21 protein-coding genes are annotated in these 20,201 nt (G+C 65.6%); 17 read left to right on the forward strand and 4 right to left on the reverse strand.

All coding sequences use genetic code 11. From position 1 onward, the window contains the following. Positions 1-143 precede the first annotated feature (143 nt). From FGF80_RS14055 to FGF80_RS14070, 4 genes are all read left to right on the forward strand, one after another. Entirely contained in the window at positions 144-809 is a 666-nt protein-coding gene (locus tag FGF80_RS14055) for a hypothetical protein (RefSeq protein WP_138654713.1), read from the forward strand. A 101-nt stretch (positions 810-910) separates the two neighbouring features. Then, on the forward strand, positions 911-1,456 hold the full coding sequence (locus tag FGF80_RS14060; protein WP_006186245.1) for a helix-turn-helix transcriptional regulator: 546 nt from the start codon (positions 911-913) through the stop codon (positions 1,454-1,456). Between the two features lie 67 nt (positions 1,457-1,523). Continuing rightward, positions 1,524-2,360: a PspA/IM30 family protein gene (locus FGF80_RS14065; protein ID WP_006186246.1), complete on the forward strand. Its 837-nt coding sequence runs from the start codon at positions 1,524-1,526 to the stop codon at positions 2,358-2,360. A gap of 147 nt (positions 2,361-2,507) precedes the next feature. Further along, positions 2,508-2,855, forward strand: coding sequence for a CBS domain-containing protein (locus tag FGF80_RS14070; RefSeq protein WP_006186247.1), 348 nt, complete (start codon positions 2,508-2,510; stop codon positions 2,853-2,855). Positions 2,856-2,915: 60 nt separating this feature from the next. On the opposite strand, the gene FGF80_RS14075 is transcribed toward FGF80_RS14070, so the two are convergent. Beyond that, entirely contained in the window at positions 2,916-3,416 is a 501-nt protein-coding gene (locus tag FGF80_RS14075; RefSeq protein WP_138654715.1) for an FxLYD domain-containing protein, read from the reverse strand. Positions 3,417-3,632: 216 nt separating this feature from the next. Between FGF80_RS14075 and FGF80_RS14080 the strand changes: the two genes are divergently transcribed. From FGF80_RS14080 to FGF80_RS19280, 4 genes are all read left to right on the forward strand, one after another. Beyond that, positions 3,633-4,682: a hypothetical protein gene (locus tag FGF80_RS14080; protein ID WP_138654717.1), complete on the forward strand. Its 1,050-nt coding sequence runs from the start codon at positions 3,633-3,635 to the stop codon at positions 4,680-4,682. A gap of 89 nt (positions 4,683-4,771) precedes the next feature. Beyond that, positions 4,772-5,800 carry a hypothetical protein gene (locus FGF80_RS14085; RefSeq protein ID WP_006186250.1) on the forward strand — a complete coding sequence of 343 codons (1,029 nt, stop codon included), beginning with the start codon at positions 4,772-4,774 and terminating at the stop codon, positions 5,798-5,800. 302 nt (positions 5,801-6,102) lie between these two features. Next, positions 6,103-6,417, forward strand: coding sequence for a DUF7344 domain-containing protein (locus tag FGF80_RS20005; RefSeq protein ID WP_449406435.1), 315 nt, complete (start codon positions 6,103-6,105; stop codon positions 6,415-6,417). Between the two features lie 316 nt (positions 6,418-6,733). Next, positions 6,734-6,901: a hypothetical protein gene (locus FGF80_RS19280; protein WP_006186252.1), complete on the forward strand. Its 168-nt coding sequence runs from the start codon at positions 6,734-6,736 to the stop codon at positions 6,899-6,901. Positions 6,902-7,204: 303 nt separating this feature from the next. Here FGF80_RS19280 and FGF80_RS14095 read toward each other — a convergent pair whose 3' ends face one another. The 3 genes from FGF80_RS14095 to FGF80_RS14105 all read right to left on the reverse strand — a co-directional run bounded on the left by FGF80_RS14095 (position 7,205) and on the right by FGF80_RS14105 (position 10,264). Beyond that, a complete protein-coding gene (locus FGF80_RS14095) occupies positions 7,205-8,083 on the reverse strand; it encodes a hypothetical protein (protein WP_138654719.1) in 879 nt (292 codons plus the stop codon). A 107-nt stretch (positions 8,084-8,190) separates the two neighbouring features. Further along, positions 8,191-9,243 (reverse strand): dipeptide epimerase, encoded by a 1,053-nt coding sequence (locus FGF80_RS14100; protein ID WP_006186254.1) that lies wholly within the window; start codon positions 9,241-9,243, stop codon positions 8,191-8,193. A 1-nt stretch (position 9,244) separates the two neighbouring features. Further along, positions 9,245-10,264, reverse strand: a complete 1,020-nt coding sequence (locus FGF80_RS14105; RefSeq protein WP_006186255.1) for a DUF1611 domain-containing protein — start codon at positions 10,262-10,264, stop codon at positions 9,245-9,247. 482 nt (positions 10,265-10,746) lie between these two features. On the opposite strand from FGF80_RS14105, the gene FGF80_RS14110 reads away from it, so the two are divergent. The 9 genes from FGF80_RS14110 to FGF80_RS14150 all read left to right on the forward strand — a co-directional run bounded on the left by FGF80_RS14110 (position 10,747) and on the right by FGF80_RS14150 (position 20,199). Beyond that, entirely contained in the window at positions 10,747-12,183 is a 1,437-nt protein-coding gene (locus FGF80_RS14110; protein ID WP_138654721.1) for a sulfatase, read from the forward strand. A 1-nt stretch (position 12,184) separates the two neighbouring features. Next, positions 12,185-12,610, forward strand: coding sequence for a GtrA family protein (locus tag FGF80_RS14115; RefSeq protein WP_006186258.1), 426 nt, complete (start codon positions 12,185-12,187; stop codon positions 12,608-12,610). 93 nt (positions 12,611-12,703) lie between these two features. Further along, positions 12,704-13,273, forward strand: coding sequence for a YqaA family protein (locus tag FGF80_RS14120; RefSeq protein WP_006186259.1), 570 nt, complete (start codon positions 12,704-12,706; stop codon positions 13,271-13,273). Positions 13,274-13,387: 114 nt separating this feature from the next. Continuing rightward, positions 13,388-14,767 (forward strand): MFS transporter, encoded by a 1,380-nt coding sequence (locus FGF80_RS14125; RefSeq protein ID WP_394348254.1) that lies wholly within the window; start codon positions 13,388-13,390, stop codon positions 14,765-14,767. 56 nt (positions 14,768-14,823) lie between these two features. Further along, the gene (coaBC, locus tag FGF80_RS14130; RefSeq protein WP_138654725.1) at positions 14,824-15,996 is read left to right on the forward strand and encodes a bifunctional phosphopantothenoylcysteine decarboxylase/phosphopantothenate--cysteine ligase CoaBC; all 1,173 of its coding nucleotides are present in this window, start codon (positions 14,824-14,826) and stop codon (positions 15,994-15,996) included. Between the two features lie 115 nt (positions 15,997-16,111). Then, positions 16,112-16,750, forward strand: coding sequence for a DUF7344 domain-containing protein (locus FGF80_RS14135; RefSeq protein ID WP_138654727.1), 639 nt, complete (start codon positions 16,112-16,114; stop codon positions 16,748-16,750). Positions 16,751-16,917: 167 nt separating this feature from the next. Next, a complete protein-coding gene (gene hpt / locus FGF80_RS14140; RefSeq protein WP_006186263.1) occupies positions 16,918-17,487 on the forward strand; it encodes a hypoxanthine/guanine phosphoribosyltransferase in 570 nt (189 codons plus the stop codon). Between the two features lie 106 nt (positions 17,488-17,593). After that, positions 17,594-19,240, forward strand: a complete 1,647-nt coding sequence (locus FGF80_RS14145) for an ABC transporter substrate-binding protein (RefSeq protein ID WP_238705299.1) — start codon at positions 17,594-17,596, stop codon at positions 19,238-19,240. A gap of 11 nt (positions 19,241-19,251) precedes the next feature. Next, positions 19,252-20,199 carry an ABC transporter permease gene (locus FGF80_RS14150; protein ID WP_138654729.1) on the forward strand — a complete coding sequence of 316 codons (948 nt, stop codon included), beginning with the start codon at positions 19,252-19,254 and terminating at the stop codon, positions 20,197-20,199. The last annotated feature ends 2 nt before the right edge of the window (positions 20,200-20,201 follow it).

The raw sequence follows: 20,201 nt of genomic DNA on the forward strand, positions 1-20,201 counted from the left end.
GAGAAAGCCCATTTCAAACCCCGTTGGAAACGGCCGCGAAACGCGTTCCGAACGCGTTTCACGCGTGTTTCAGCTCCGTTTCAGTCGTTCCAAACGGTCTCGAACCGGAGTGTTCATAGTTCGGTACACGTGTCTCCGGGACGATGGTCGCCGTCGATCCGGCTCGAGTCGTCCTGGTCTCGTCCCTGCTCGTCCTCGGACTCAGCGTCGCCGCGTTCGCGAACGTCGCCGGCGTCACGTCGGCGATGACGACCGATACCGCCGGGACGTTCGCGGTCGACGACGGAGCGCTGACGTTTGCGCGGGGCGACGGGACGGAGACGACGATCGTGACCGATGTCCGTGACCTCGAGCGCATCGAGATCACCGACGGGAACGGCGGGGTTTCCGTGACGACGGAGCCCCGTGACACCCCGACGTTGAGCGAGCACCACCGGCGACTCGCGAAGCGAACCGTCCTCTCGAACGAGACGATCGCCGACCGCTTGGAAACGACCGGCGGAGCGACTCTCACCGTACTGCCGATTCGGGTGGGCGAACGCCCCCGTGATCGGACGACGGTGGCCGCGATCGCTCCCGAACGGGATCGACGAGCGCGAGCGGACGGCGTCGGTGACCCCGTGTTCGAGACGCGGTCGAACGGCTCGAACGGAGCGATCATGGTCGCTCGGAACGCGTCGGCGATCCGTGACGATCTCGCGCTCGTGATCGTCGAGCCCGTCGGCACGAACGCGGCGTATCGGACCGTGATCGATCTCGAATCGGAGTCCGTCGACCGCATGCTCCGGTTGGAGGTCGTCGCGGAATGAGACGCCTCGAGACGCGTCCGAAGCGAACGCGCACCGTCCCCGGGCGGGCCGCGCGACGACAAACCGATGATACTTAGATGCAGACACCTCGTCGTTGATCCATGTTCCCCCGAGCCCTCCGCGATACGCGACTCATCACGGCGACCGTCCTCGTCGCGTCGACGGTCGCCCTCGTCGGACAGCTACTGAACCCGCCACAGCTCGTGGTCGCTGCGAGCGGCCCCGGTGCCGACGTGACCACGGTCGGCAGCTACTTCACGTATCGGGAAGTTGGCATCGTCGCCGTGGCCGCGTGTCTCCTCGGCGCGAGCGGGACGGCCCTGCTACTGGACGGCCGATCCGACTCGAGGACCGATCCGGATCGGCCGCGGGTCGCGACCGACGGGAGTTCGGACGGCCGGGGAAGCGACGAACTCCTCGAGACACGGCGACGGGAGTGGGAGGAGCACGCCGACGAGTTGGGGGCCACGGAACGCGTCGTCTACGAGGCGGTCCTCGACGCCGACGGCGTCCGACCGCAACGGGAGATCGTCGACGAGACCGACCTCTCGAAGGCGACCGTAAGTAGGACCCTCGATAGCCTCGAGAGCAAGGCCCTCGTCGAACGGAAGCGACGCGGAACCGGGAACGTCGTCATGCTCCTGTGAGCGACGCGAAGCGACCGACTGTTGCCGAAGTGATGTTTTTAAGGCCGGGGAACGATACGTAGCGAGTATGGGCATCCTCTCTCGGGCCTCCTACGTTATCCGATCGAAGCTCAACTCGGTGCTCAACCGGGCCGAGGATCCGACCGAAACGCTGGACTACTCCTACGAGCAGATGCGCGACCAACTCCAGCAGGTCAAGCGGGGTATCGCCGATCTCACGACGCAGAAAAAACGCCTCGAGATGCAGAAACGCCGGCTCGAGGAGAACGTCGAGAAACACAACGATCAGGCACGAACTGCCGTCCAACAGGACCGCGAGGATCTGGCGCGACGCGCCTTGGAGAAGAAGAAGACGAAGATGAACCAGATCGAGGACCTCGAGCGCCAGATTTCGGACCTCCAGAACCAGCAAGACCGGCTGATCGAACAGAAGAACGAACTCCAGAGCCGGATCGAGGAGTTCCGGACGAAAAAGGAGACGATGAAAGCCCGCCACGAGGCGGCGAAGGCCAGTTCAACCGTCTCGGAGGCGATGACGGCGACCGGCGAGGAGTTCGAGGATGTCGGCCGCGCCATTGAGCGCGCCGAGGAACAGACCGAGGACATGGAGGCTCGCGCCGCCGCCATGGACGAACTCCACGAGTCCGGCGCGTTCGACGACGTGCTCTCGGACAAGGACAACATCGATCGCGAACTCGAGCAGCTATCGACCGACAGCGGCGTCGAGGCCGAACTCGAGACGCTCAAGTCCGACGTCGGGGCCGACACGGAGGCGGCGTCCGGCGGGGATGCCGAGGCCGACGCGGCGGCCGAGGTCGACGAGGACGAACTCACCGACCTCGAGAACGGGGAGCAGGACGAAGTCGAAGCCGAACTGGCGGAGCTCCAGGACGAAGAGAACTAACTCGGGGCGGCCGAATTACTATCACACGAAAGTCACTTCGATCGCGGTCTGAGGCCCGTGTACTGATGCGGTGGACGCGAACCGATCGGCGGTGAGCGATCGAATGGAGGAGAAACGGTTACCACCATTCATGATGAAGTATCCGGTATGAGTGACGAGTCACCGGTCGAATCCATCCCGCTGACCGCCCAGGTCGTCCTGCTCGGTGTCGCCGAACTCACCCACGAGGACGAGACGCCGGTCCAGACCCACGACCTCCGCCGGCACTGCCAGCAGCAACTGCCCGCGGTCGACACGGAGGTCGTCGGAACGATCACCGAAGCCGATGTCATTCGCTCGCTCTACCGACTCGAGGACGAGGACTTCGTCGAGGAGGTCGATCCGGCCGAGACGTCACCGACCGGCAAGGGACGGCCAGCGTACACGCTCGCCGTGAGCGTCGAGACCGTCTACGACGGGGTCGCGGACGAACTCCGCGACGAGGCGGCCGGTTGACCGGATCGGTCCGGTCGCCGCTCACGCCGGCCGCAGTCCCACGGTCGACGCTCGCACCGATCACGATGGGGTTCCCAGAACGGTGATATCGTAGCTGGCGACGTTCGACGGCGACTCGAGGACGATGACCTGAAACGCCCACGCCGAGTCCCCGTCGAGGTCGCCGGTGCTGGCGAAGTAGCGCCCGAGGAGGGTGCCGCCGTCGTCGTAGACGCGCGTTCGTACTTCGACGACTTGGATTCGATCGGCTCCCGTATTTGCGACCGTCCCCTGGATCGTCGAGCCCAAATAGCCGTCCTCCACGGCGAACTCGTGGGTCCGTAGCTCGAGGGGATCGAGCGGCGTCACCGAGTTGGTCGGCTGTTGCTGTGCGAGCGCTGCCGCCGTGGACATCTGGGTCGCGTTCCTGCTGGTGGCGTTGCCGACGGTGACGCGTCCCTCTTCGTAGGTCGGCTGGCCGCCGAGTCCGTCGCCGCCGAGACAGCCGGCGGCCGTGGCCACGAGTCCGGTCCCGAGCGATGCGAGTAGCCGCCGTCGGCCCGTCGGGTCCGATCGGGTCATCGCCGGCGAACGGGTGGCCGGACATCGGTTCCCTCACTACTCATGTCCCGAATGACACCGCCGATACATTTCAGTGTGGGCCTTGAAACGGCCGTTCGCCGCCGACGGGTCGCTCGAGCCGGTTGGTCGGTGAGGGCGGCGTCGATCCGGTGCGTCCCGCTGGGAACGGTGTATGCAACGCAGGCCCTTATTGCTGGGTCGGTGGACGGTACCGCCATGGGTTCCGCCGAGACCGACGAGACGCTCGAGTCCTACGGGGCCGACGTTGGGAGGCAGACAGGGCCGTTGACGCGGTTCCACGAGTGGTTCCTGATCCGGGGCAACCGGTTGGCCGTCACGGCGTTGCTTTTGGTTGTCATCCTCGCGCTGCTCGTCGGCCTCTACGAACTCGGCGTCGTCAACTTCGTCAATCCGAGCCCCGTCACGCGCGTCGCGAGCGGCATGATCGCGGGCACGTTCTCGCTCGTGACGCTGGTCGTCTCGGTCAACCAACTCATCCTCTCCCAGGAGTTCAGTGCGGCGGGGAAAGCACGCGACCGATTCGAAAGCGTCGTGGCGTTTCGTGAAGCCGTGGCGGACGAGGCCGCCGTTCCCGCGACACCGACCGCGCCCACGAGGGTGCTCGAACTGATCGTCGAATCGATCCGGCACGACGCCGTCGAACTCGCGGCTATCGTCGCCGATCACGACGACGACGTTCGCGAGACGGTCGTCAGGTACACCAACGTCGTCCAGGAGCGGGCCGACCGGGTCGACGAGACGCTCGAGCGGTCGGCGTTCGGGACGTTTGCGGCCGTGTCGGCGGCGATCAACTACGACGAGGCCTGGCAGCTGTACGTCGCGACCCATCTGCGTAACACCCACGACGAGTCGCTGTCGCCGGCTGCAACGGACCAGCTCGACGAACTGATCGACTCCCTGAAACTGTTCGCCGTGGCCCGGGAGCAGTTCAAGACGACGTACCTACAGCGGGAACTCACCCGGTTCTCGCAGCTCACGATCTACTGTGGGGTGCCGTCGATCCTGTCGGCGATCCTCGTCGGACTCCTCTACGCCGACATCACCGGCCCGAACGTCAGTACGGCCGCGCTCCCCTACGTCGTGAGCGCGTTGATCGTCGTTGCCCTCTTGCCGCTAGCGCTGCTCGTCTCCTACATCCTCCGGACCGCGACCGTCACGCGCCGCACCGCGTCGGTCGGCCCGATGATCCCACAAAAAGACCCCGACAAAGGGCCGTTCGACGTGACCTACGGCGAGGATCGGTAGCCGCTCCCGGTCGGCGACCCTGCCGTTCGGTCGGCCCGCACTCCCGCGTGGGTATTTTATCCGTCGTTGTCATCCGTATTGCACACGCAATGAGCGATTCGGACTCGAGCGGCGTGTTGAGTCAACGGACCGGCGTCGGCGGTCTGCGGCTGTGGGTGTTGCTCCGGATGGGGCGGTGGCTGTTTACGGCGGTCGTGTTGGTGGCCGTCTTCGCCGCGCTGGTCATTGCCAGTCGATTCGGGTTGACGCCCCTGCGCGTCATCGTCGCCCGGCACAACGGTACGTTCTGGATTTTCTCGGCGTTCATCGGTGCGATCATCACGGGGACATCGATCGTCGTCACGATCAATCAACTGGTGCTGTCCCAGGAACTCGGGGCGGTCGGCGACCAGCGAGAGCGCATGCAGGCCGCCATGGAGTTTCGCGGCGATACCGAGACCGTCCTCGACGACGAGGCGGTCATCCCGCCCGAACCCGCGGCCTTCCTCTACGAACTCGTCGACGGTATCGAACGGGAAGCGAACGCGTTCGAGTCGACGGTGGCGGCCGATCACGGCGACGCGGTTCAGGCGACCGTCGCCGACTACGTGGACGATGTCACCGAAAACGCACGGGTAGTCAAGGCCGACCTCGAGAACGCACAGTTCGGCTCGTTCGACGTGATCTGGAACGCGCTCAACTTCAACTACTCGCGGAAGATTCACGACGCACGGAAGATTCGCGCCGACTACGGCGACGAACTGTCGGCCGAGGCCAACGACGAGATCGACGACGTGATCGAGGTGTTGACGTTCTTCGGTCCGGCTCGCGAACACTTCAAGACGCTGTATTTCCAGTGGGAGCTGATCAATCTCTCGCGGGCGCTGCTCTATATTTCCGTGCCCGCGCTGGCGGTGATGGGGGGCTTGATGATGTACATCGACGGCACCGCGCTCCCCGGGACGTTGCTGGGTATCGACAATCTCGTCTGGCTGACCAGCGTGGGGTTCGTCGTCGGCCTCGCGCCGTTCGTCGTCTTCATCGCCTTCATCCTTCGGATCGCGACCGTCGCCAAACGGACCCTCGCGATGGGGCCGTTTATCCTCCGGGAGTCAGAACGCGACCAGGACCTGGGCTGAGTCGGCTCCGCCGCCGGCCGCCGGTCGCTCCCGCGGTCGCTGGTTCGGCGGCAGTACGCTCCCGTCGGGCCGACAGACGAATCGCGACGGTCCCGGCTCGCTCGAGTGCGCGATCCGGGGCGGACTCGGGAAACTACATCCTGCTTTTCGGTGGCGCGGGTGTGACGGTGTCCCCGGTCGAAATGTATTCAGGGACGATGCGGCCGCCCGGCTACGTATGGCTGCTGTCACCCAGTTAATCAAAAGAACCAGCCCAAGTGAATATGTTTGATATTTAAGTGGGTGAGGGGACATAAGGGTGTATGTCCAGTGTAGATAGATTTTTCCAATCAATTGTGAACGTCCATCGGCGTCGATTGTTGATTCACATGTTATCTCACAACCCGGAGGATGAATCAAAACTCTACACTGGCGATATTGAGACGACCGATATGGAGGAGGCAAGGTTGCTCACCGAGATGAAACATACGCATCTGCCGCTGTTAGAGGACTACGGGTTCATCGACTGGGATCGGGACACCCACGAGGTAACGAAGGGGCCGAACTTCGACGACATCAGACCGTTCTTGGAGATGATCGTGGCTCATCAGGACGAACTCCCGGATGACTGGTTGTAGTACTGGAGTCGGCCCGTGTAGTGAGGGCTGAAGTGGGGTGCTGATCTCGGCGGAGACGACTCGCTTTCACGGAAGTAACAGTAGATATAAGTTAGTATAGGACAACGATTCGGACGGAAGCGGGTCTCCAGAAGCAGGGGACGTATCGAAACGTCCCGGGTGCTGGAACCACCCGAGACTTCGCTTCCAAACCCCGGCGAGGGGATTGCAAGCATGATTGCGTACATTCTACCGGGATATAAACATCCCGCACGACAGCCGAATCGCCCGACGCGAGTAGCCTCGCTGCTGTCATGGCGTGCGAGTGGTGGGTGCGATGGGTAGCGACGGGGCGGCGAGTGACGACGCCGCGTCGTCGGCACCGCCCGACTGTCCGCGCTGTGGTCGGCGGATCGCGTTCCTCACCGTCTCCGGCCCGATGACGGCGTCGGTCAGTCCCTGTGGCTGTTCGGTGCCGCCCGCGCTCGTCCACCGCGAGGATTAGCCCGGGGCTCGCCGCGAGTCCCGTCGGGTAGCCGACCGGTCGGTCCCGCCGTTCGAAATCACCACCACCACCCAACCGACATCGGTCGCCGGGCGGTCGGTCCGGAAGCGGGCCTCGTGTCGGGTCCGAGGCGTCGACTCAGTCGAACCGTCGGCGCGTAGTTTTCCGTGGCGAGGTTCTGCGGCGGATCGACAGCGCCTGCTCGGTGCGATCGGCCGCTTTCGTGTGGTGTCGGCCGCCGCCCACACCGTCCCATCGCGCGGCTGTCAGCGCGCCGCGCGAACCGCGGTCGTGGCGCGGCCGTTAGCGGCCGAACTCGAGCCCGAGCGGGGCGGTCGGGGAGCGATCGCCGGGCAGCCGATCGGGGACGACCGCCTCCGGCAGCGCGTTCCAGTCGAGGTCGTCTTCGCCGGGGACCGCGTCGGTATCGAACTCGGGGTCGTCCGCGGGCGGCAGGTCGCGGTAGTCGTCGGGCGGCGCGTCGTACGCGTAGACGCTTTCAGGGTGGTCGACCCGCCAGACGTGAAGCATACAGGGCGTTCGGCAGGGGAACTCGAGGAGGCCGTCCGTGGACGCCTGCTCGTAGGTCTGCCGATAGAACCACCACGCGAACCGGCCGGGAAGGCCGGTGTGGGCGTGCCACGGCGAACACCGTTGCTCGTCGTCGTCCGCGCCGTACACCGCCGGCGGTTCGACCGGCTCCCCCTCGTTCGTCGCGATGAACATGACGCCGAGGGACCGCCATGACTGGTTGTCGACGAGGACCGACTCCGGCCGGGTGGGGTCCAGAAGTTCGTCGTCACCGATGAATGTCGGGTTGAGCCAGTGTGACCAGCTATCGTCGCCCATCTCGAGCGTGTCGAAGTACGGTTTGTACCCCGCGTCGAGCAGCGCGTCCACGTCGGGATACCGCGTCTCGAGGGCGTCGGTCACCGCCGACCGGAGGGCCGTCGTCGCCGGGTGATCGTCCGCACAGCCCTCCATAGTCGCCCCCTCGCAGTCGGTCATGCTGGGCTCGAGGGTGGCCTCCGGACAGTCGTCGTCGAACTGTGACGCGCCTGTGGCGTCCCCCGTCCCCCCGGTGGCGTGCGCGCTGCCGATACCCGAAAGCGCGACCGTCCCGGCCGATGCCCGGAGCAGCGCCCGTCGGGACACGTTTCGCTCGCCGTTACTGTCGTCCATCCCAGCACGAACCACATCGACCGTCGGTAAGAAACCCCGTTGCCGCTCGGACTGAGAGTCGCCGAAGCCGACATTCGTCGCGGGGTCGTGCGTGGCGGAACGGCGCGTCAGTCGCCTGCCGACTCGAGGACGGCACCCGTGCCCGGGCGCTCGAGGCCGCCGAGGTCGATCCGGCCGTCGGGCATCGGAACGCCGTCGGCGGGGTCGTCGGCCAGCAGCAGCGAGCCGTCGAGGTCGGCGTAGTCGAGCAGCGGCGCGAGGTGACAGGCCGCCGCGATCGAGGCGTTGGATTCGGTCATACAGCCGCACATTACGTCGAGGCCGTGGGCGCGAGCGGCGCTGATCATCCGTCTGGCCTCCCGCAGGCCGCCGCATTTCATCAGTTTCAGGTTCGCGATGTCACAGCGGTCGGCGATCCGGGGAATGTCCGCGAGCGTGATACACGACTCGTCGGCGGCGATCGGTAGTGCCGACCGCTCGAAGACGAACCGCAGTCCCTCGGGGTCCTCGGCCGGGACCGGCTGTTCGACGAACATGAGGTCGAACTCGGCGAGCCGGTCGATCTTCGCGACCGCTTCGCGTGGCGTCCAGGCCTCGTTCGCGTCGACGAACAGTCGCACGTCGGGCGCGACCGACCGGATCGTCCGGACGATCTCGAGGTCGCGGTCGGTGCCGAGTTTGACTTTCAGCGTGTCGTACCCTCGGTCGACGGCCGTTTCTGTCTTCTCGCGCATCGTCTCGAGATCGTCCAGCCCGATGGTGTAGGACGTTGCGGGGGCGTCGTCGGGATCGAGTCCCCAGTATCGGTACAGCGGAACCTCGAGCCGTTTCGCGACGAGGTCGTGGAGGGCGATGCTCACTGCGGTCCGCGCGGCCGGATTCCGCCGGACCGTGTCGCGCATGCGACGTTCGATCCGCTCGAGTTGGTGGGGGTCGCCGACGTCCTCGACGACCGCGAGGAGGTCGGGCAGGACGGCCGCGACGGTGTCTGCGGTCTCGCCGTAGTGAGTCGCCGGGGCGGCAGCGCCGAGGCCCGTTGGTCCGTCGTCGGCGTCGATCCGGACGAAGAGCACCTCGGTCTCGGTCGTCGTTCCCCGGGCGATCCCGAACGGGAACTCCAGGGGGAGCGAGCGGCGTTCGACGGCGGTCTCGAGGCTCATCTCAGCACAGCACCTCGAGCAACTCCTCGGTCCCGAAACGGATCACGTCGGTCGCGGGGCGACCGAGCGCATCGGCGTACTCGTCGACGGCCTCGCGGGCTTGCTCGTCGCTCTCGAGGCCGGCGGTGTTGAGCGCGCCGGCGACGACCCGACTGTCCGCGACCGGCGCGGCGATGCTCTCGTAGAGATCGATGTAGGTCTGCATCGACGGCAGCGGGACTGATTCGTAGCCGTGGATCGCGTCCTGTCCGGCGTTGTGACAGAGGACGAGCGTGTCGGCCATCGACCCGTGGAGGATGCCGAGCGTGACCGCCGAGTACGCTGGATGAATGATGCTGCCCTGGCCCTCGACGAACAGGTAGTCGTGATCGTCGCCCTTCTCGAGGATCAACTCCTCGACCGCGCCCGCGGCGAAGTCGCTGATGACGCGATCGATCGGCGTGCCCCAGCCTTCGATCATGATCCCGGTCTGGCCGGTCGGGATGACGGCGGCGTCGTGTCCGGCCGCGCGGGCGTCGCGGGCGAGTTCCATCGTCGTCGTCATCTTGCCGACCGAACAGTCGGTGCCGACGGTGAGGATCACCTCGGCGTCGACCTGGTCGGCGACGCCGTCGGCAACCGTGAGATCCGCCGGCGGGTTCCGAACGTCGCGAATCTCGCAGTCGTTGTCGGCCGCCAGCCGAGCGAACTCCGCGTCGTCCGCGAGGAAGTAGTGCAATCCGGAAATCACGTCACAGCCGTTCTCGAGGGCCGTCCGCACGTCCTCGCGCCAGCTCTCGTCGAAGCCGCCGCCGATCGGCGCGATCCCGATCAGCAGGGCATCGACAGCGTCGGGCTCGAGGTCGGCCATTCCGGAGACGATCGGCGCGTCCTGAACGTCGGGAACGAGGTCCGCGACGCGTCGGTCGTCGTTCGCTCGATCGAGGACGGCGACGACGTCGTGATCGGCGTACCGGAGGACGCCGAGTGCTGTCTTGGCTCGGTCAGGGAATTTCTCGTGTGCGAGAATTGCGACACGCATACCCGGAGAGAGATGAAGCGGCCACTTATACTATTGGCGGCCAGTCCGGGAACGCGCTGAGAGACCTGTAGTCGAAACTGACCGTCAGCGCACACCTGATCGCACGACAGCGTTGCGATCAGTGTGTCAATCGTTTCGGTTGCGACTATCGGTTCGGTAACCAATGAGTGTCGTCCGGCGAAGGGCACTGATCGGACCGGGCGGCGATCGGCGGCGAACGACGAGTGGTTAAAAATCGATTACGATATATAATTGAATTAAATATATCAGGGCTCGAGAGCGAATGCTATCAAGAAGTTTTTACTATTTCGTGGATACCGAAACTCTCATTCCGGTTACCACCCGATTCGACCACAACTTCGTGTTCCACCAGTTCGGACGAGTCGGTACGGGGCCGATTCGCGACGGTTCTGTCGATCTCGTTCAGTGGGGCCGAATCAGTACGTCGAACTGACATTGCTCGGCGGGAGTGCTGGAGAGAAATGACATCCGATACATCGGTTTCGAACGTCGTGCTCGTCACGGTCGACTCGCTGCGGGCGGACGCGATCGGTCCGTACGAAAGCGACCGCCACACGCCCGTCATGGATTCCCTCGCCGACCGCGGGACCGTCTTCGACCGGGCCTTCGCGACCGGTAACTGGACGCCCTTTTCGTTCCCGTCGATTCTCTCCTCGCGGCCCGTGTTCGCCGACAACGGACGAATCGGCGTCGAGGAGTCCCCGACGCTCGCCGAGACCGTTTCGGACGCCGGCGTCGCGACCGGCGGGTTCAACGCCGCAAACGGGTTTCTCACGACCCACTGGGGGTACGACGACGGGTTCGACGAGTTCGACTCGTTCGTCGCGAACGTCGGCTCGAGCGTCTACAGCCGCTATCTCGCGACGCATCCGACCGTCGAGGCCTGGCTTCAGTTGGCCGCCTCGCCGATCCGCCGCGCGGGCTCGTGGCTCCGGGGCGAGACCGACGATCGGCCGTTCCTCGATACGTCCCGGCTGTTCGACATCGAGCACGCCGCAAGCGAGTTCGTCGCGGAGACGTCGTCGCCGTTCTTCCTGTGGGTCCACTACATGGACGCCCACACGCCATACGTCCCCGCTCCACGCTACATCCGCGAGGTCTCGGACGACCGGGTCGGGACCCACAGAATGCTGCTCGCACACACCCGGACCGGACTGGGGTTGGGCGTCAACGATCGCACCCTCTCGGACCTTCGAACGCTCTATCAGGCGGCGGTCCGACAGATCGACGCGAGCATCGGGCGGCTCCTCGAGACGCTCTCGGCGAACGACCTCGCCGACGACACCGCGGTCGTTCTGGCGGGGGATCACGGCGAGGAGTTCCAGGAACACGGCCATCTCGCCCACTATCCGAAACTGTACGACGAACTGATTCGGGTCCCGCTCATCGTCGACGTTCCCGGTGCCGAGGGGGGCCGAGTCGAGGGGCAGGTCGGACTCGATTCGATCTCCCCGACGGTGACCGATCTGCTGGACATCGAGGCCCCGGCGTCGTGGACCGGCGACACGCTCGTCCCCAGCGTCGTCGGGGACGAGTCGCCCGCCGACGACCCGGTCGTCTCGGTCACGGTTCGGGACGACTCGGTGACGGCCCAACCGATTCCGCGCTCGCTTGCGGACGGTGACCTCCTCGTCAGCGCCCGCAATCGAGACTGGACCTACATCGAAAACGTCGCCACCGGGGAGCCCGAACTGTACTATCGGCCCGACGATCCGCGACAGCAAACGAACCTCGCGACGGAGCCGACGCCGGAACAGCGGGACGTGATCGAATCGCTCGCGCCGGTCGCGACGGCGCATGCGAACACGCTCCGGGACCCCGACGACGAGGCGACGGCCGACGACGAGGACGTCGACGAGGACCTCGAGGCACGGTTGTCGGCACTCGGCTACCGCTAGCATGATCCGATCATTCCTTCGCAGTCTCGTCGACGGCCCGTTCGCGCGCCAGTTGCGGCGGTTCGTGATCGTCGGCATCGTGGCTGCGGGGGTACAGATGGGGTTGCTCTGGGCGTTCGTCGACAACGTCGGCCTCCATTATCTGCTCGGGGCGGTGATCGCCATCGAGATCACGATCGTCCTGTCGTACGTGCTCAACAACGCATGGACCTTCGAGGCGTCACAGAACACCGGAACAACCGAGTATCTCGTCGGCTTGCTCAAGACGAACGTCGTCCGCGGGACGGCGATTCCGATCCAGCTCGGCGTCCTCTTCGGCTTCGTCGAATGGGTCCACCTGCCGTACCTGCTGGCCAACGGGATGGCCATCGCGCTCAGTGGCGTGTATCGGTATGTCCTCGACGCGCGATGGACGTGGGGGTCGTGATGGTCGCACAGTCCCTCTCGGCCATGTCCCGCCGCACCCAACGGCCGATCGGTCGACCGACCGGGCGTTGACCGCCCGAGCAACTGATCAGCCATGAACGGCATACTTCCGCTCCCATCGCTTCTCGTGTTCGACGTGCTGTACGGACTCCTCGTCGGGAGCGGCGAGGCCATCGTCGAATCCGCGACCGGTTGGGGCGGCATGGGAATCGTCTTCGTCTACTCGTTTCTGATCGCGTTCGTCCTGCCGGGCCCCAGCGAGGTCGTCCTCCTCGCGCCGCTCGAGATCGGCCTGCCCCCGTGGCTGCGACTCTCGAGTATCATGCTCGTCAGCGCGACCGGAAAGATGGCCGGCAGCGTGTTCGCGTTCCACCTCGGACAGGAGGTCAAACACTCGGGACCGATAACGCGGTGGCTCCGCCGGTCCCGGTGGGACGTGCTGGCGTGGTCGGAGAACCGCACCGTCCAACTGGCCCAACGGTACGGCTACGGGGGCCTCGCGATCGCCCTCTCGGTTCCGTTCTTCCCCGATACGATCTCGATCTACGCCTTCGCCGTCCTCGAGACGGATTACCTAAAATTCGCGCTGGCGACGTTCGTCGGAAGCCTCGGCCGGTTCCTCGTGACGCTCGGTCTCTTCGGCAGCCTCGTAACGGTGTTCTGATGCCGGCGGTGATCCCGTCGCCGGTTCGGGTCGGCCGGCCGTTTCGGCCACGGGGTCCGATGGCTCGGTCCGAATATCACCACGGTTTATCAGTTCGCGTCCGAGGTGACGGTAATCACTGATCGCTGGCTCACCGCCTGGGGACTCGGCTCGATCGCCTTCGGTGGTGCATCGCTGTTAGTCCCGCTCTACCTCGTCTTGCTCGGTGCAACGCCGGTACAGCTCGGAGTCCTGGCGGCGACGGCGGCCGTCGTCGGCGCACCCGGTGCGATCGTATTCGGGCGAGTCGCGAATCGAGTTGACAGTCGTCGACCGCTGGTGCTCGGAACCCTGATCGGCGTCGCCGCGTCGCTCACCGCGATTCCCTTCCTGACGTCGATTACGGCCGTCATCGTCGCGAACGCGGTTCTCTGGCTGTTCGTCTCGTCCGTCGGGCCCGTCCTGACGATGCTCGTCGTCGACGACGCGCCGGAGTCCGCGTGGAGCGAGCGGATCGGCCTAGTGAACAAGTACCAGGGGTACGGCTGGGCGGGCGGGCTCGTCCTCGGGACGGTCTGGCCGTTCGTCGGCGGCCGGCTGCTCGCGGCCGGCACGGTGACGCGGACGCTGTTCTGGGTGCTCGCGGCCTGTGCCGGCGCGGCCGCTGTCCTCGCGGCGCGAACGCTTCCCCGGCCCGCGCCGTCGGCACACGTCACCGACGAGCGCGCCGCCCGGCGGATCGGACGGCTCCTCGCGGACTCGGGCCGCGGTATCAGAGGCGCGACTTTCGCCCTCTCGCCGAACCGGCTCTACTGGATGACGCGTGGCATCGACCCGCGACGGCTCGCCGACCGATTCGATCCGGCGCTGGCGACGTACTTCGTCGCCGGCCTCTTCTTCTTTACCGGCTCCGCGGCCTTCTGGGCACCCCTTCCGCTGTTCCTGACCGACGCTGGCTTCGACTCGAGTCGGGTCTTCGCGCTCTATCTGACCTCGAGCCTCGGCTCCGCGGTCTGTTACGAAACCGCCGGGCAGCTCGCGGCCCGGTACGACGTTCGCCGTCTCCAGTCGGGCGCGCTCGCTGCCAGAGGAGCGCTGTTCCCGTCGCTCGTCGCCGTCACGGGACTGGGTGCCTCGCTCGCGTTTGGCGCTGCCGGCCTCGTGCTGGCGCTGCTCGGGGTCACGTGGGCGGGGATCGCCGTCGTCGGGACGGCGATCGTCACTCGACTCGCGCCGGCCGGCGCCCGTGGCGAGATACTCGGCGCCTACGTCGCACTGGGCGCGGTCGGCGGCGGACTCGGCGGGGTCCTGGGCGGGTGGGCCGCTACCGCCGGTTACTTCGTCGCCTTCGCTGTGTCCGGTGCACCCGTCCTCGTCGGTGCCGGTCTCGTCGTCTCGCTCGAGGCACTCTCTCGCGACGACCGCGTCGCGACCCCGTCGGAGCCCGCGGCGGCATCCGGGTCCGACGACACGGAGACGGGATCGACGGCAGCGGCGCGCCCGCGACGCGACTGACGCTCGGTCGCCGATGGCGGTACTGATAAACCGGCCACGCGTGAACTGCGAGGTGAATGCTCGAGGGAGTCAACGTCGCGCTCGGGGTGACCGGTTCGATCGCCGCCGTCAAGACAGTCGAACTGGCCCACGAACTGCGACGGCAGGGTGCCGCGGTCCGCGGGGTGATGACCGACAGCGCACAGGGGATCGTCCACCCCTGGGCCGTCGAGTTCGCGACCGAGAACGCGGTCGTCACGGAGATCACGGGCGGCGTCGAACACGTCGACCTCTGCGGATACGACGGCTGGGCGGACGTGCTCCTGATCGCGCCCGCGACGGCCAACACCGTCGGAAAGATCGCCGGTGCCGTCGACGACACACCCGTCACCACGTGCGCGACGACCGCGCTGGGTGCCGACACGCCGATCGTGATCGCGCCCGCCATGCACGAACCGATGTACGACCACCCCGGCGTGCTCGAGGCCATCGACACCGTCTCCGAGTGGGGCATCGGCTTCGTCGATCCCCGCATCGAGGAGGGGAAGGCCAAGATCGCCAGCGAAGAAGCGATCGTCCGCGATACGGCCCGCGCGGCGGGCGATCGGCCGCTCGAGGGCGCACACGTCGTGGTCACGAGCGGGGCGACCAGCGAGTCGATCGACCCCGTTCGGGTTATCACGAACCGCTCGTCGGGGAAGATGGGCCGGGCCGTCGCGACGGCCTGCTACGTCCGCGGGGCGGACGTGACGCTCGTCCACGACGGTCCCGAGGTTCCCTACGCCGATGTCCGCACGGTCGAGAGCGCTCGGGACATGCTCGCAGCCACGCGCGAGGCCTGCGACGACGCCGACGCGCTCGTCTCCGCCGCGGCGATCGGCGACTACACCGTCGACACGAGCGCGGAGAAGATCCGTTCGGGCCAGGACCTTACGCTCGACCTCGAGCCGACGCCGAAGCTGATCGACGAACTCCGCTCGGCCCATCCCGACCTCCCGATCGTCGGTTTCAAGACCGAGACCACCGGCGACGAGGACGCGATGATCGAACAGGCCAGGACCACGCTCGAGCGGGTCGACCTCGCGTTCGTCGTCGCGAACGACGCGAGCGTGATGGGTGCCGAGCGGACCAATGCCCTGCTGGTCCACGCGAGCGATGCGGCTCGGTACGAGGGGACGAAAGCCGGACTGGGTGGCGAAATCGCCGACTCGATCGCGGCGATACTGTCGCCGAACGTGACAGATAGTTAATTGTAACTCGAGTCCGTCAGGACAATTATATGGGTGGGGTTCATCCGACCGGCATAATGGATAGACGATCGGAGTTGGAAGGGAAGGGATCACCGGCGTCAGCCGGCGCTTCGAGGTGATCGAGGTGGTACAGCGACAGCGAACTGACGAGACCGATACCGGTGATGGGGGGGCCGACGACGCTGCCGAGGACGCCGTGACCGACGACCCGCTCTCGAAAGGTGAAATATTCGAAGTCCTGCGGAACCAGCGGCGGCGCTACGTCCTGCAGTATCTCAAGCAGGACGACCGACCGGTCGAACTCGGCGATCTGGCCCAGCAGGTCGCCGCCTGGGAGTACGAGACGACGTTAGAGGCGGTTACGCCCGAACAGCGAAAACGGGTCTACACCACGCTTCAGCAGACGCACCTCCCGAAGATGGACGGGTCCGGCATCCTCCGGTTCGACTCCGACCAGGGCGTCATCGAGGCGACCCAGCGCACGCGCGATATCAGCGTCTACCTCGAGATCGTTCCCGGTCGGGAGTTCGCGTGGCGGGAACTGTACCTCTCCTTGGGTGCGATCAGTTGCGCGCTCGTCGCCGCGCTCTGGCTCGAGATTTATCCGCTGGTCCGACTGTCGAACCTGGCGTGGACGGCCATGATCGCGGGGACGTTCACGCTGACCGCGGTCGCACACATTTACCACGAGCGGAACATGCGCCTTGGTCACGGTGACCAGCCACCGGAACTCAGCTACAGTACCGACGAGTAGCGATCGGTGTGCCGGAAGGGCCGGCTAACGCGCTCGAGGCGACGATATGGGTGTTCCGACCGACCGAACGGTCGGCTGGACCGGCGCGCTGGATGTGAGACGTTCGCATCTGTCGGGCCGCTCGCTCGTATCGTCAACTTTTACTCCGCTACCGTCCCACCCACGACATGGATCAGTTGAAGCAGTCGCTCCTGGAGGCGCCGATCATCGAGAAGAACGGCTATCACTACTTCGTCCATCCGATCAGCGACGGCGTTCCGAAACTCGATCCCACCCTCCTGCGGGAGATCGTCATTCGGATCATCCGGAAGGCGGAACTCGACGAGGTCGACCGGATCGTCACCCCTGCAGCGATGGGGATTCACATTTCGACCGCCGTCTCGCTGATGACCGACATTCCGCTGACGGTCATCCGGAAGCGCCAGTACGGACTCGACGACGAGGTCGCGATCTCCCAGAAAACGGGCTACTCGGAGAACGAGATGTACATCAACGACGTTCGCGAGGGCGAGCGCGTGCTCGTCCTCGACGATGTCCTCTCGACGGGCGGCACGCTCGCCTCGGTGCTCACCGCACTCGACGAGATCGGTGCGGAAGTCGTCGACACCGTCGCGGTCATCAAAAAGGTCGGCGGGGAGAACGAAGTCGCCGACACCGACTACAACGTCAAGACGCTGATCAACGTCGATGTCGTCGACGGCGAAGTCGTCATCATCGACGAAGAAGGCGATCAGTAAATAGCGTCGGTTACTCGCCGGTTTTCGAGCAATATTCCCGGTCGCTGCACTTGTCCGTGTACACATATCACAAGGAATATGTCGCTACGATTTGAATTACATACCGATGCCAGGAAATAGCGTCGGGTCGCGCGAGCGGCGACCGATCCGGCGGCGTTCGCTCTTGACGAGCGTGGGTCTGGTGGGGGTCTCCGGGTTCGCCGGCTGTATCCGTAGTAACAGCGTCGAAGCTGACGGGCCGGCCGAGGAGTTGATTCAACAGGGGTTCGCGGCGACCGATACCGACCCGCCGTTCGAAACGACGATCGTCGTCACAGAGGGTACCGAGCGAAGCCGCTTTGCGACGCTCCTCAAGTCCGAACTCGAGGACACCGGCTTCTTCGAGATATCGATCGAGGAATACAAGTGGACGACGCATCTCGATCTGTTGACCACGGCGGCCGACGAGAACAAAAACGCCCTCTTCATCGTCAGTTGGACCGGCGGCTGGGACCCCGACGACTACGTCAACATGCTGTTTCACTCGGACAGCCACCCGCCCAACGGACTCAACGTCAATCAGTACGCCGACGAGACCGTCGACGAGTACATTGAGACCGGACTCGAGGAAACGGTCTTCGACGAACGGGTCGAGATCTACCGGCAGTTACAGGAGCGGCTGGTCGCCGACGCTCCGGTATCGTTCGTTCGATTCGGCGAGGTGACACACGTCTGGGATGCCGACGCCGTCAGCGGTTGGCAGGCGTATCCGCTCGAGACGGGAGCGTACAACGCGGTGTACGCCCCCTGGGCCGACACCTTCACCAAACTCGAGGGGAGCGCGGAACTCGTCGGCGACCTCGGAAGCGATATCTCGACGACCGATCCCGCGTCGATGAACGACACCGCCTCGAGCCAGGCGACGCAACTCGTGTACGAGGGGCTTACCGGTATCGACTTCGACGGGACGGTGCAGCCTGTTTTGGCCGACGAATGGAAGCGACTCGACACCACGCGGTATCGGTTTTCCCTCCGGGAGGGCGTCCAGTTTCACAACGGCGAGGAACTCACCGCCGCCCACGTCAAGTGCTCGTTCGAACGCTACGAGGGCGAACCGCGTGAGGCCGACGTCTTCGATTGGTACGGTGACAGCGAGATCGTCGACGACTACACGATCGACATCGACTGCCGACGGGAGTACGGCCCGTTCGAGCGGCGACTGTTCGACGTTCCGATCGTCCCGATGGCGGCGATCGACGGTGATCTCGACCTCGAGTCGACCCCGATCGGAACCGGCCCGTATCGGTTCGTCGACTACCAGGCGGGCAACGACTGTCGACTGGAACGGTTCGACGAGTACTGGTTCGAGGGCTCGGAGACGGTTCCGGCGACGGCACCGGTCGAAACCGTTCGTCTCGAGGTGATCACCGAACCGGCGTCACGCCAGGGCGCACTCGAGGCCGGGAATATCGACGTCAGCTACGGCGTCCCGTCGGCGAGTCTTGCGGACCTGACCGCCGACGACGCCTACGGCGTCGATCGCCACGTCGGCGGCGGGTTCGATATGCTGATCTACCCGCTCTACCGCGAGCCGTTTTCCAGCGCTGCCGTCCGCCGGGGCTGTAACATGTTGCTTCCGCGCGAACGGATCGTCGAGGAGGTGTATAACGGGGTCGGCCAACCGGCGTACACTCCGATCTCGCCGCTACTCGAGGCGTACGCAGACGAGGAGTTTCAGGAGCGGATCGCCGACGAATACGTGCGGTCGCCCTGACCACCCCATCAATGTCGCTCGGACGTTACGTCCTCACGCGGATTTCGGTCGCGGTTCCAGTCCTGCTCGGCGTCACCGCGCTGACGTTCTCGTTCATCCACGCGCTCCCGGGCGACCCGATGGATGCGCTCGTCGGGTTCCGGAGCGTCAGCCCCGCCACTGAGGCCTCGATTCGGGCCGAATACCACCTCGACCGGCCGATATGGGAACAGTACCTGCTGTGGCTGCGGAACGTGCTGGTCCTCGAGTTCGGCGAGTCGCCGATCACCGGTCGGAACGTCGCGGCGACGGTCGGCCGCCGGCTGCCCGCGACGCTCGCCCTCGGCGGGGCGGCGTGGCTGCTCGCGCTCGCGATCGGCGTTCCCACCGGTATCGTCGCCGCAGTCCGGCGCGGCGGGCCGGCGGACGAGCTCAGTCGGCTCGCCGCGCTTGCCGGGATCGCGACGCCGAACTTCTGGCTCGGACTCGTCCTCCTGTTGATCTTCGGCGTGCGACTCGGCTGGGTTCGCGTGATCCCGCCGGACGCGCCGCTGGCGAGCCTCGCGATGGCGAAGTTCATGCTCCTGCCGACGATCACGCTCGGAACGGCCTCGGCCGCCTTCGTCACGCGGCTGCTGCGGTCGTCGATGCTAGCGGAACTCGACGCGGCCTACGTTCGGATGGCGCGCGCAAAGGGGCTTCGCGAACGGACGGTGATCCTGAAACACGTCCTGCGAAACGCTCTCCTCCCGGTCGTAACGATCACTGGGCTCCAACTCGCGTTTCTGATCGACGGTGCCGTCGTGGTCGAACGGATCTTCTCCTGGCCGGGCATGGGACGACTCCTCGTCCGGTCGATCCTCCAGCGGGACTATCCGGTCATTCAGGCCGGCGTCCTGTTCATCGGCGTCTCGATCGTCCTCGCGAACCTGCTCGTCGACATCGTCTACGCGCTACTCGATCCACGCATCCGATACTAACC

The organism is Natrinema pallidum (assembly GCF_005890195.1).
In the GTDB taxonomy this organism is placed as follows: Archaea; Halobacteriota; Halobacteria; order Halobacteriales; family Natrialbaceae; genus Natrinema; species Natrinema pallidum.

What these genes read in the sequence shown, in the direction of transcription:
- FGF80_RS14150 (WP_138654729.1), top strand. Translation starts at nt 19,252, where the DNA reads ATGTCGCTCGGACGTTACGTCCTCACGCGGATTTCGGTCGCGGTTCCA.
- FGF80_RS14145 (WP_238705299.1), top strand. Translation starts at nt 17,594, where the DNA reads ATGCCAGGAAATAGCGTCGGGTCGCGCGAGCGGCGACCGATCCGGCGG.
- FGF80_RS14060 (WP_006186245.1), top strand. Translation starts at nt 911, where the DNA reads ATGTTCCCCCGAGCCCTCCGCGATACGCGACTCATCACGGCGACCGTC.
- FGF80_RS14095 (WP_138654719.1), bottom strand. Translation starts at nt 8,083, where the DNA reads ATGGACGACAGTAACGGCGAGCGAAACGTGTCCCGACGGGCGCTGCTC.
- FGF80_RS14075 (WP_138654715.1), bottom strand. Translation starts at nt 3,416, where the DNA reads ATGACCCGATCGGACCCGACGGGCCGACGGCGGCTACTCGCATCGCTC.
- FGF80_RS14110 (WP_138654721.1), top strand. Translation starts at nt 10,747, where the DNA reads ATGACATCCGATACATCGGTTTCGAACGTCGTGCTCGTCACGGTCGAC.
- FGF80_RS14055 (WP_138654713.1), top strand. Translation starts at nt 144, where the DNA reads ATGGTCGCCGTCGATCCGGCTCGAGTCGTCCTGGTCTCGTCCCTGCTC.
- FGF80_RS14065 (WP_006186246.1), top strand. Translation starts at nt 1,524, where the DNA reads ATGGGCATCCTCTCTCGGGCCTCCTACGTTATCCGATCGAAGCTCAAC.
- FGF80_RS14115 (WP_006186258.1), top strand. Translation starts at nt 12,185, where the DNA reads ATGATCCGATCATTCCTTCGCAGTCTCGTCGACGGCCCGTTCGCGCGC.
- FGF80_RS14120 (WP_006186259.1), top strand. Translation starts at nt 12,704, where the DNA reads ATGAACGGCATACTTCCGCTCCCATCGCTTCTCGTGTTCGACGTGCTG.
- FGF80_RS14105 (WP_006186255.1), bottom strand. Translation starts at nt 10,264, where the DNA reads ATGCGTGTCGCAATTCTCGCACACGAGAAATTCCCTGACCGAGCCAAG.
- hpt (WP_006186263.1), top strand. Translation starts at nt 16,918, where the DNA reads ATGGATCAGTTGAAGCAGTCGCTCCTGGAGGCGCCGATCATCGAGAAG.
- FGF80_RS14070 (WP_006186247.1), top strand. Translation starts at nt 2,508, where the DNA reads ATGAGTGACGAGTCACCGGTCGAATCCATCCCGCTGACCGCCCAGGTC.
- coaBC (WP_138654725.1), top strand. Translation starts at nt 14,824, where the DNA reads ATGCTCGAGGGAGTCAACGTCGCGCTCGGGGTGACCGGTTCGATCGCC.
- FGF80_RS20005 (WP_449406435.1), top strand. Translation starts at nt 6,103, where the DNA reads ATGTCCAGTGTAGATAGATTTTTCCAATCAATTGTGAACGTCCATCGG.
- FGF80_RS14080 (WP_138654717.1), top strand. Translation starts at nt 3,633, where the DNA reads ATGGGTTCCGCCGAGACCGACGAGACGCTCGAGTCCTACGGGGCCGAC.
- FGF80_RS19280 (WP_006186252.1), top strand. Translation starts at nt 6,734, where the DNA reads ATGGGTAGCGACGGGGCGGCGAGTGACGACGCCGCGTCGTCGGCACCG.
- FGF80_RS14100 (WP_006186254.1), bottom strand. Translation starts at nt 9,243, where the DNA reads ATGAGCCTCGAGACCGCCGTCGAACGCCGCTCGCTCCCCCTGGAGTTC.
- FGF80_RS14085 (WP_006186250.1), top strand. Translation starts at nt 4,772, where the DNA reads ATGAGCGATTCGGACTCGAGCGGCGTGTTGAGTCAACGGACCGGCGTC.